Genomic DNA, 10,287 nt, shown 5'->3' with positions numbered 1-10,287 from the left:
ATATAAAGATATGAGAAATATAAAGATATGAGAACGATCATGCCTCATATGGTAAAATATGACGTTTAAAAAAACACCTATCACTTTGTAAGCTCTTATTAGGAGGGGAGAATTTAAGATTACTTTTTTTAAAAGATTAGCTTTATAATTGTGTATTTTGGGGAATTAGATTGTCAACAGGTTCTCCTTGTTAAACTCGTCCAGGTTGTTATTTTGGGATTGACTTTCTCTTGCTGTGGAGATATTTTATTTTTTAAGTAATGAGACTATAGTAAAAAAATGTAACTGAGCCTGAAAAAAATTTTTTATTAATTGTTATAACAAGAAAGGATATATTCCTTTCTTTTAAGATCGAATAAGGAGCAAAGTTCCATCCCAGTTTGAGAGAGGGTAAATTTTTTTGGATTTGTCAGGTGAAAAAATCTGTAGTTTTCTCCATTGATAATCAGATAAAGCTGGAATAAGTTGAGTAATTCCTCCACTATTCAAACCGCTAATCTCATGAGGTTGATGTAGAGTAATTAAATGTTTAGGTGCTAGATAATAATTAATTGACCCTACCCAGAGAGTCAAGGGAGAATTCTCAAAGCGCAGGCCCGATTCCCATAATTGAAGTTCAACAATAGTAGTTGCATTCGGAAGATGTTTAATCATAAATAAAACTGGTGGTTTGTTTCGGTAAAGCCCAGGAAATAATGGTAAATGGCGTTCGGGTTTGTAATTTGTAAAAAGTCCTAAAGCAGTTTGGAAATCACTTTTACTATTAAAAATTTTCCACCCATGCTGCTCTAATGTTTGTTCGATAGTATTTAATCCGTCCATCCACTGAACGTTGAATGCTTGAGTAGGATGTCCAAATCGGTTAAGTCGGAACATAGGAATATATCGTGAAGGATTTTGCCACCAATCTTCAATAGTTGTTTCTTGGATAGAGAATATGGGTGTATAACAGTGCATAAGGGTTTGGTATTTAGCTTTGATAAAGCTAGCCCAAGGAAAGGTAATACCAACAATTAAAAAAATTAACCATTTTAAATTACCAAAGGTTTTAGGAGGATAGCGTCGATATGAAATTATAACACTGAATAAAATTGAAAATCCGAGAAAAAGACTCGCTAAAGTATCTTCTAACCAGTGTGCGCCTAAATATAAACGGGAATATCCTATTAAAATAATTAAAATGCTTGCAAGGATGTAAGGAATTGAGTTCCATTTTTTAGGCATCTGCTGAGAAGTTAAGAAGGCAATAAAACCAAGGACAGGAAGGCTAAGTCCCATGTGGCCACTGGGAAAAGAAGAGGAATGATCAAAAACTAAAAATCCGGTAGGCCGGGGTGAATAAATTATTTTTTTTAAAAAAAAAGTAAAACAACCTGCTATTAGGGTAAGGGCTGTTAAATGTAAGGCAGGGCGCCAAAGTTTTTTAATCAGAAGGGCGATGATGAAAATTAAAACAATACTAATTAATACTTTAGGATCACCTAAAATTGTTATGATTGTAAAAAATTTATCAGCATTTGGAAATCGTAAACTTTCTAAGAAATAAAATAAAGGTTGATTAAAATTAGTTATAGGCCCTAGCACATTGACAATAATAGTTAATACGAAAAAACAACAAAAATTTAGCGATGCTAAGAGTAGCATAGTGAATTGATGATGATCGGTAGGAATTTTACGGTTAGTAATAAGTCGTAATAAAAATAGTGAAGAATGGTGAAGATATAACCATTGCCACAAATAGTTAATCGCCTTATTAACCGTGGAAGTTAAGTAACTAAAAAAACGTTGGATACTCCAAAAAAGTAACCAAAGTAAAACGATAATAAGTAATCCTGTTAATATAAACGTAGTAGTTAGATGTTGGGGTAATTTCAAGGAGACGGTACCGATAAATACTCCAGCTAGTAAATAACTAATTGCCCAAAGTATTGCTGAAGGAATAGCTGCAAGAAAAAAACGTGGCCAGCTCACTTTTAAGAGGCCTGCAATTAATGGAACGGAACTTCTTACTGGACCTACAAAACGGCCAATTACAATACTTTTACCACCGTGTTTTCTGAAAAAGACTTCTCCAAGCATTAACCATTGAGGATATCGTTTGAAAGGCCAGATTAGACGAAGGCGTTCATTATAATGTTTTCCTACAAAAAAACCAATGGTATCCCCTGCTAACGCACCTATCGATGCTATAAGTAAAGTGGCATCTAACGAAATCATTCCTCGACCCACCAAAATACCAAGAATCGACATAGTGATAGAACCAGGTATAATCGTTCCAACCACAGGTAAAGATTCAGCGAGTGATATAAGAAAAGCAAATAAGATCCCCCTATAGGTATGAACCTGCAGGTAATAATTAATGTGCACCAGGTAATGTTCAATCATTCGATTATTTCTTATCTTTCATTTAAGAAATGAGAAAATTTATAAAATTAAATCTCCTTTTGCCTGTAAATCAGCATGGTACGAAGAGCGGACTAAAGGACCACTGGCGACATTCATAAATCCTAAACTTTTTGCAAGTTTGCTTAATTCATGAAATTCTTGAGGAGTAACATAGCGATCGACACGCATGTGATAACGGGTAGGCTGTAAATATTGCCCAAGTGTTAATAGGTCCACATCGTGTTTGCGTAAATCTTGCATCACTACTTCTATTTCTTCACGTGTTTCTCCTAGTCCCAACATCATGCCTGATTTAGTAGGAATTTCAGGAAAGCGCTTTTTAAATTGCTGTAATAAAGTTAAGGACCATTGATAGTCCGCTCCAGCTCGAGCTTTCTTATATAATCGAGAAACTGTTTCAATATTGTGATTAAAAATATCTGGTAGCCCTTGTGCAAGAATATCCAAAGCTTTTTCCATTCGTCCACGAAAATCAGGAACTAAAATTTCAATTTTAATTGTTGGGTTTTTTTTGCGTACGGCTTTAATACATTGGACATAATGCAAAGCCCCTCCATCTCGTAGATCATCCCGGTCCACTGACGTGATAACCACATATTTTAAAGCCATAAGATTTACGGTGTTAGCTAAATTGATGGGTTCTTCAGAATCAAGAGGATCGGGACGTCCATGGCCCACATCACAAAAACTACAACGACGAGTACATTTGTCACCCATAATCATGAAGGTTGCGGTACCCTGACCAAAGCATTCATTTAAATTGGGACAAGAAGCCTCTTCACAGACTGTCACTAGCCGATTTTTTCGAAATAATTTTTTTAATTGAGTAACTTTGTTGTTGCTAGATAAATGAATCCGAATCCAATCGGGTTTAGGTAGCGGAGGAGTATCAATAGACTCGATTTTAATGGGAATACGTGATAATTTTTCTTTTCCGAAGGTTTTTTGAGTTGGATCATAGTGAGACATCGGTTAAATACTCCAGACTATTTTCTGTTTTGATGAGAGATTGATTATATCCGAAATTCTTTAGAAGAGGTGGAATGATTCCTTGGCGAACTATAGTCAAATTAATATTACTTAGATAATCACAGATTTGTGTCATCATTAATCCTTTGAATCCACAAGGATTAATATAAGTAAAAGGGGTTAAATCCATTGCTACATTAAATGCTAATCCATGGTAGCTCCATCCTTTGCGAATGCGAAGACCGATGGATGCTATTTTTGCTTCTCCGACATATACCCCAGGTGCTTCTTCCTTGCCTTTTCCGATGATTCCTAATTCTTTTAAATAGTCAATGACGCTATTTTCAATAGCACGTACAAAGGATCTAGTTTTAAGGTTAAGACGATTAAGATCAAGCAACAGATATACTATAAGCTGCCCAGGTCCATGGTAAGTGACTTCTCCGCCCCGGTCGCATTGGATAAGCGGAATCTCATGAGTATTAAGGATATGTTTTGGATTAGCCGCTAATCCTTGGGTAAAAATAGGCAAATGTTCTAATATCCAAATTTCATCCGTGGTAGTAGGCTCTCGTTGAGCAGTAAATCTTCGCATAGCTTTCCAAACGAGTTGATAAGGTATTATTTGATTGAACTGACGAATGAGAACATCCATGATGATAGTATTTTACTTAGGATAAGGTGAAAAAACTAGATTATCCTAGATCATCAACGTAAGGGAGTACTTCCAAAGACGAATAAGCCAAGTGAACCAAGGTTTTCCCATATTTGAAATATCTAAGATAAAAATACCTAATTAATATTTTTAGGAATCAGTGAAAAAATAAATCATTATAACAATACCATTTAAATTAGAATGATACTCTAAGGGGGGTGATTTTTTGAGTGTAACCCCAGAGAAAGAAGGAGTAAATTTACTTTTTTAATTAAAATTAAATAAAAAGATTAAATAAATAGCCAACCTTTACATAAAAAGTGAATGGGTTGTGCATTGTTGTGCATTATAAATTAGGTAATTAGTTATTTAAAATTTTAAAATAAATAACGACAGTTAATTAATTAAAAAAATTAATATTCTATTTAAATTTTAGTATAAGAATTTTAATGATTAACTATACTAATAAGTAGACAGGAATTTAATTGACAAGCCTAAAAACTTAAAACAAAGCAATATCTGAATAGCTGGAATAAAATTTGGTAGTCCATAATTTTTAATAAAAAAAGATTAATAATGAAAATTGTAAAAAGAATTTTGGTAAACAAAAAAGTAATTATCTATTCTATTCCCCCCTTAATTTTCACTAAATAATGAATTTTTAAAATTTTATATTTATCTAATAACTAGGATTAAGACACTAAAATGAATAATTTAAATAAACTTTTCTTTATTGAGCAATTTCTCATTATTATTTTTTCCTTGTTATCTTGTTTATTTACAAGATTTTCTACTTACACCGACACCATTTTAGTCTACTTGAGATAGGCTTTTGCTTTTCTATTGCTAGAACATACAAAATATTGTACTTAATGTTAGTAGATTAGAGCAGTACTCCACCAACTTTTTAGTGCACTATTATAAAGTGGATCGTAACACTAGTATGGTAAAGTTTATTTGGGGGGTAGGTTGTTATGATCTATAGTGATAATGTATATTATCAATTTTATTTTAGAGATTAGTCCTTTGTGAGAGAGTTGCTTTTTACTCCTTTGTAAGGGGTTACTTTATTTAAAGTATTCTAATTTTTATTAAAGCCTACTTCATTTAGGATACTTTTTCTAACCTAATACTAAAAATAAAAATTCCCTTTGCTTATGGTATTTAGAGTCCGCTACTTCTTACCCCATTCATTCGACGATATTGAGTAGAGGAGTTTTGTTATACGAGTACGTATTGTTATATAAGTACGTATTGTATTGATATAGTGTGCGAAGTTTAAACCTAGTGTGATATTCAAAATACCAAGTAAGCCATGCATAGGTGTGCGAATGAAGTATTTAGTTTTTGAAGATGACTTGAGTATTTTTCTAAAAAGAGGTACTTTGAAAAAATCAGGAGATTATTTATTTAACAAGCTTAATAATGCTTCTCTTATTAGAAGTTTGAGAGCCATGTTGTTTTAAACATGCTTTAAACAGAAGCATCAGTTACTATCCTTAAAAATAATATTTTTATAGCTCTTTTTTGCTGTGTAATATATATTTTTTGCTGTGTAATATATATATAAAATATTGCTCTTTATGTTTAAAGTTAGTTATAAAGCTAATTATTTTTTTTTACACTTAATCAGCACTTGATTAAACTCTGAGACAACTACGTGTAACCAAAATAAAACTTTAAGTAAATACCAAATAGTAGACCTTTTATCTTGAGAGTAAAAATACAGGCAGAAAGTAAAATGGCATTAATTGCTTAAGTCTGGGTTTTTATGTGATTTAATGAGTTACTTTGTTTTTCACTGGCATCAGCATTTAATATAGAGATTAGTTTCTGCCAGTTCTTTGTTTTTACCTACTCTTTCATTTTTGCTGGCTCTCCTAGTATTATTTTGAGAGAAACTAATAATACTTGCTCTATTAAAATAATACTTGCTCTATTAACTGAGAAAGTGTAACTTAAGTTAAGACCTTTTTAACTAAAAAAATAAAGAATGTATGAGGCAGTAATATGGTTTTTTAGCGTATACATTTAGTTAGTGAAAATAGTCAATACCTATTATAATGTAGTATTTTGTCATGCGGTACTTGTCCCCAATCATGATGAACTCTGGCGTTGCTCTTTTCAGCAGTAACTAATAAAGAGATAGGGGAAGACCTTTGTTAATCGAATTACTTCGAAGGGTATAGGTAATAACAGCATAAAATTTTTTGTAACCCCCTCTGATAGATAATGTATTTATGTAATCTTCTTTTAAAGAATTTTCAATGAGTACAAACAGTGCCTAAACTTTTATGAATGGAACCAACTCCTGGTAATGGGTTATTAGGGAGTAACGTTGTTGCTGGCTTAGACTGTATTCTTAATCTTAAGTAAGTCTATGCAATGACTACGTCTCTTGAGAAAAAAGTTATGAGTAGTTTTTTTATTGTGGTACAAAACTCTAGAGGATAAACTTTTAGAAATCGAACTGTAGTAAACATTAACCTGCTTAGGAATAGTATTATAGTATATTTAGTTCGTAATTGTCAGTTGAAGATAGCCACCAGAGGGGTATATCTAGGTCACCTCAAAAGAGATTGGCGATTAGTAACAACAGTGAATAATAGTCTTGTATAATTTAGAACCATGCTGAATTCTTTTAGTAAGAAATTTAGTTTAGGTAGGGGCATAATCATGTTCGTTAGCAAAAAGTGAGAAGCTCTATGTTGGAATATAGAGGTAGATTTTAGATTAGTTATTACCGAGAAAAGTAAATAATCCCTTTGAGATAAAAACTATTCATGATGCATGAGGTTTCAATATTTTATCAGGAGTTTTTTTTGTAGTGATAGTAAAAGTGGGGGGATTAATTTCCTTTTGTTTATAAAATCTTATAAAAGTATAAGATTACGTGGCGAACTACTTAACCCTTGTTATAAAACATCTAGTATTCTTTTGTTTTTAGTCTAAATCGTGATATCTTCAAGACTAAAAAAATTCCTATTATGACTTAATGATTTGTAGTAACTTTTTCTATTGATTATTTTAGGAAAATGTTTGCTCACTAAAGAAAGTATAATTTTTAAAACTCCTCATTAGCTGAGCTAACACTTTTTTGATCCTAAATACAGAGTGAAATTTTATAATAGAATCCTAAGTCTTCTTTTATGATTCTTTGTTTAAAATCCCTTCAAAAAATAAAGTTATATGATCCCATATTTGAGATAATAAACTCGCTGTAGAATATTTTTGTAGCGCAATTAACGGGGCTGTAGCGATTAATTTTCTATTAAGTGAGATATTAATGACTCCATAAGATTGACCCCTATTTAAGGGTGCTTCTAAACGTGGTTCTAAAAATTGTATGCTAGCTTTTAAATTTTTCTTATCCCCTATGGGGAAAGTGACATATAAAGGATTTGCTAAACCAAAACAAGCATATTTTTCTTTACTAAACCAAATGCGTTTCTGAGTAATAGGAGTATAAACCTCAAATAGTCGTTGAGTATGATAAAAACGAAATCCGTAATTTAGCAATGCTTCGGAATCGTCTGCACGGTCGCTGTCACTAGTTGCTCCTAACACCACAGAAATTAAGCGCATTCCTTTCCGTTGGGTAGATGCAATTAAACAATAACCAGCTGCTTTAGTATGTCCCGTTTTTAAACCATCTACGGAATTATCATGCCAGAGTAGGCGATTACGATTGGGTTGTTTAATATTATTGTAAGTTAACCATTTTTGAGAAAAAAAATGATAATATTCTGGAAAATCTTTAATAATAGCACGGGTTAAAACAGCCATATCATAAGCGGTGGAGTAATGATTGGGATTAGGTAATCCTGGGGAATCGACATAATGTGAACTTTTCATTCCGAGACGTTGTGCCGTTTGATTCATCATTTCGGTAAAGCTTTCTTCTGTACCAGCAATATACTGGGCTACGGTCACACACGCATCATTACCGGAAGCAACAATTATTCCTTGAATCAAAGAATCTATAGGTACACTTGAGCCCTCTTTTAAGAACATACGAGAACCGCCTGTTCGCCATGCAGTAATACTGACAGTCGCTTTATCATTTAAATGTATTTGTCCACTTTTAAGTGCTTGGAAAGCTAAATAAAGCGTCATTAATTTAGTTAAGCTTGCAGGCTGAAGCCGCTGATTCATATTTTTTTCGGCGATAATGGCACCAGAATTAGCGTCCATCAACACATACCCTTTTACGTTTAAATTCGGAGGAGGAGGCACTAAAAATGGAGGTGTTTTAGGTACTTCTTGATTGGTAGTAACTTTTTTTAAAGTTAGATTTTGTTGAGCTGTGTTGTTTGGGTTGCCTGCCCAAGCAGTGATTATTCCAAAAGAAAGAGACAAGCTGATTACATGAAAAAATACTACTCTTGTGCGGGAAAATAAAAACTTCATGTTTAATTTCCTGAAATAAGTTTTATTAGAATTTTGATGAATCTTATCGTATCTTTCTTTATAAGAAAAGGGTCCTGGTCCTTCAGTCCCTTGTTTAGCTGAAGGTGGTTCTTTACCTCTTTAAAGCTTATAAGTTAAGCCAATTATAGTGGTTTTTAAGTTAGGTAAATAATTAGGACTACTAATAGAACCTTTTCCAAAAATACAAGCATAGGAAATATCTACAGCCACATTGGAAGTGAGGATGTAACCAATATCTGCACCTACCTTGGGTTGAACAAAATCTTTAGAACTTGCTTTCAAGAAAGTTATTAAATTATTGCTAAAGTTTGTTCTTAAAGCACTATTTTTTGCGTGAACGTAAGCAGCACCGCTTTCTATAAAAGCGTAAAAATTATTGTAGCAGGTGGTTACTTTACCCATTAAGTCAAAAGTATACAAAGAAGTTTTGGCAGTTCCTATATCGCTTCCTTGAGGTAAAGGTAGATTACTTTTGAAAGTCAAAGATCGGTAAGCTGGATGATACATGCTAAAACCGGTTTCAATACCAAAATATTGGTTGATATTGTAACCAGCACTAATACGACTCATAAATCCACGGGTTTTCTTGTGATTGATGCTTAACGTAGGTTGTACACCTAGTGGAGTTACAATACTGACTGGAAAGCTAATAACTTTCTTAGCTTTGTAGTCAGCAGCCCATCCGTAACCTCCTTCGCCGCGAACGTAGAAACCATTGTCATTATTGAAACTTAATGAATTCATTGAATCAGCTAAGGCACTGGTATAAAGAGCAAAACTGGCAAAAATAATTATCGTTCCGATTGAAAATTTTTTCAACATAATGATCATTCCTCTTTTCCTCTTTTTTATTTGTAATATATTTATTCATAAGATAATGATTCATCCAGAACCAGTGCAGGATTAAATGAAGATCCATCAGGTGAAACTCTAAGAGAAAATAAGTAATTAACATTTTCTTAGTGAGGTCCGCGCTAAGACTTTAATTTTAATAAACAAGCTACCGAGGTGTTAATACATGTTAGAATTTCCCATTACTATAATAACTGAGTGGACAAAAACTTGCAAGAGTGGACAAGAACTTCCAAAATTTTTTAAAAAATTAATAGCCTATTAATAGCCTATAATATTTTAAGAATGAAACCTGATTTCGTCGTGATCAATTTTAGATTGATTCTAGAAAGAATGTGTATGCAAACTTTGTTGAAAATTTCTTCTTTTGAAGAGGGTGCGTGCATATTATGTAAACGATTGCCCTTATCATTTAAATTTTGGCACATAGTGTTTTTCCACTGCATGACTCACTTCATTATGAGTTTATGAGATGCATTTAATTTTATAAGTTTTATTGATTTTATAAGTTTTATATAAGTATTAAATAAATTGGAGTAAAACCGATTAGAGTAATCACTATGTAGTAAATATTTACTAATTTTTTAAATGTTTTTTTAATTTTCAGAGTAAATTAATTTTTTACTTTTAAATAATCAGTATACTCAATAATTACTCTAAGTTTATTTTTAATAAAATTTTATTTTCTTAAATAATTTTTTTAAATTTTTGTACTTATTTTTATGTACTTATCTTTGGATTTGATAAAAATATCACTTTTTTCATTCATTTTTAATAATTTAAACAAGATGAAGCTAAAAAACCTATACTAAAAACCCAAAGTGAATAGAATAATAATTTCTAAATAGTTTACTAATTTCGTAGGATAGTAATTTATATTTAAATAATAATTAATTTGTGATTAGATGTAGATCTTTAAGTATCTTTATTATGATGATGAGTAATACAATAACTAAATACTATGGATATCAGTC

The 10,287-nt window shown here is 32.1% G+C and carries 5 protein-coding genes; all 5 read right to left on the bottom strand.

Annotated elements, in window-relative coordinates:
* Nucleotides 1–345 precede the first annotated feature (345 nt).
* The gene (locus CLERM_RS02345) at nucleotides 346–2,385 is read right to left on the bottom strand and encodes a bifunctional DedA family/phosphatase PAP2 family protein (RefSeq protein WP_102156995.1); all 2,040 of its coding nucleotides are present in this window, start codon (nucleotides 2,383–2,385) and stop codon (nucleotides 346–348) included.
* Between the two features lie 39 nt (nucleotides 2,386–2,424).
* Nucleotides 2,425–3,375 (bottom strand): lipoyl synthase, encoded by a 951-nt coding sequence (gene lipA, locus CLERM_RS02340; RefSeq protein ID WP_102156994.1) that lies wholly within the window; start codon nucleotides 3,373–3,375, stop codon nucleotides 2,425–2,427.
* Nucleotides 3,362–4,033 carry a lipoyl(octanoyl) transferase LipB gene (lipB, locus tag CLERM_RS02335; protein ID WP_201797243.1) on the bottom strand — a complete coding sequence of 224 codons (672 nt, stop codon included), beginning with the start codon at nucleotides 4,031–4,033 and terminating at the stop codon, nucleotides 3,362–3,364. Before lipB ends, lipA begins: the two co-directional genes overlap by 14 nt.
* Nucleotides 4,034–7,177: 3,144 nt before the next feature.
* Nucleotides 7,178–8,440 (bottom strand): D-alanyl-D-alanine carboxypeptidase family protein, encoded by a 1,263-nt coding sequence (locus CLERM_RS02330; RefSeq protein ID WP_102156992.1) that lies wholly within the window; start codon nucleotides 8,438–8,440, stop codon nucleotides 7,178–7,180.
* A gap of 120 nt (nucleotides 8,441–8,560) precedes the next feature.
* Entirely contained in the window at nucleotides 8,561–9,283 is a 723-nt protein-coding gene (locus CLERM_RS02325) for an outer membrane beta-barrel protein (protein WP_157939808.1), read from the bottom strand.
* Nucleotides 9,284–10,287: the final 1,004 nt, after the last annotated feature.

Source organism: Coxiella-like endosymbiont (assembly GCF_002871095.1).
Taxonomy (GTDB): Bacteria; Pseudomonadota; Gammaproteobacteria; order Coxiellales; family Coxiellaceae; genus Coxiella.
This window is presented reverse-complemented; position numbering and strand designations above follow the sequence as displayed.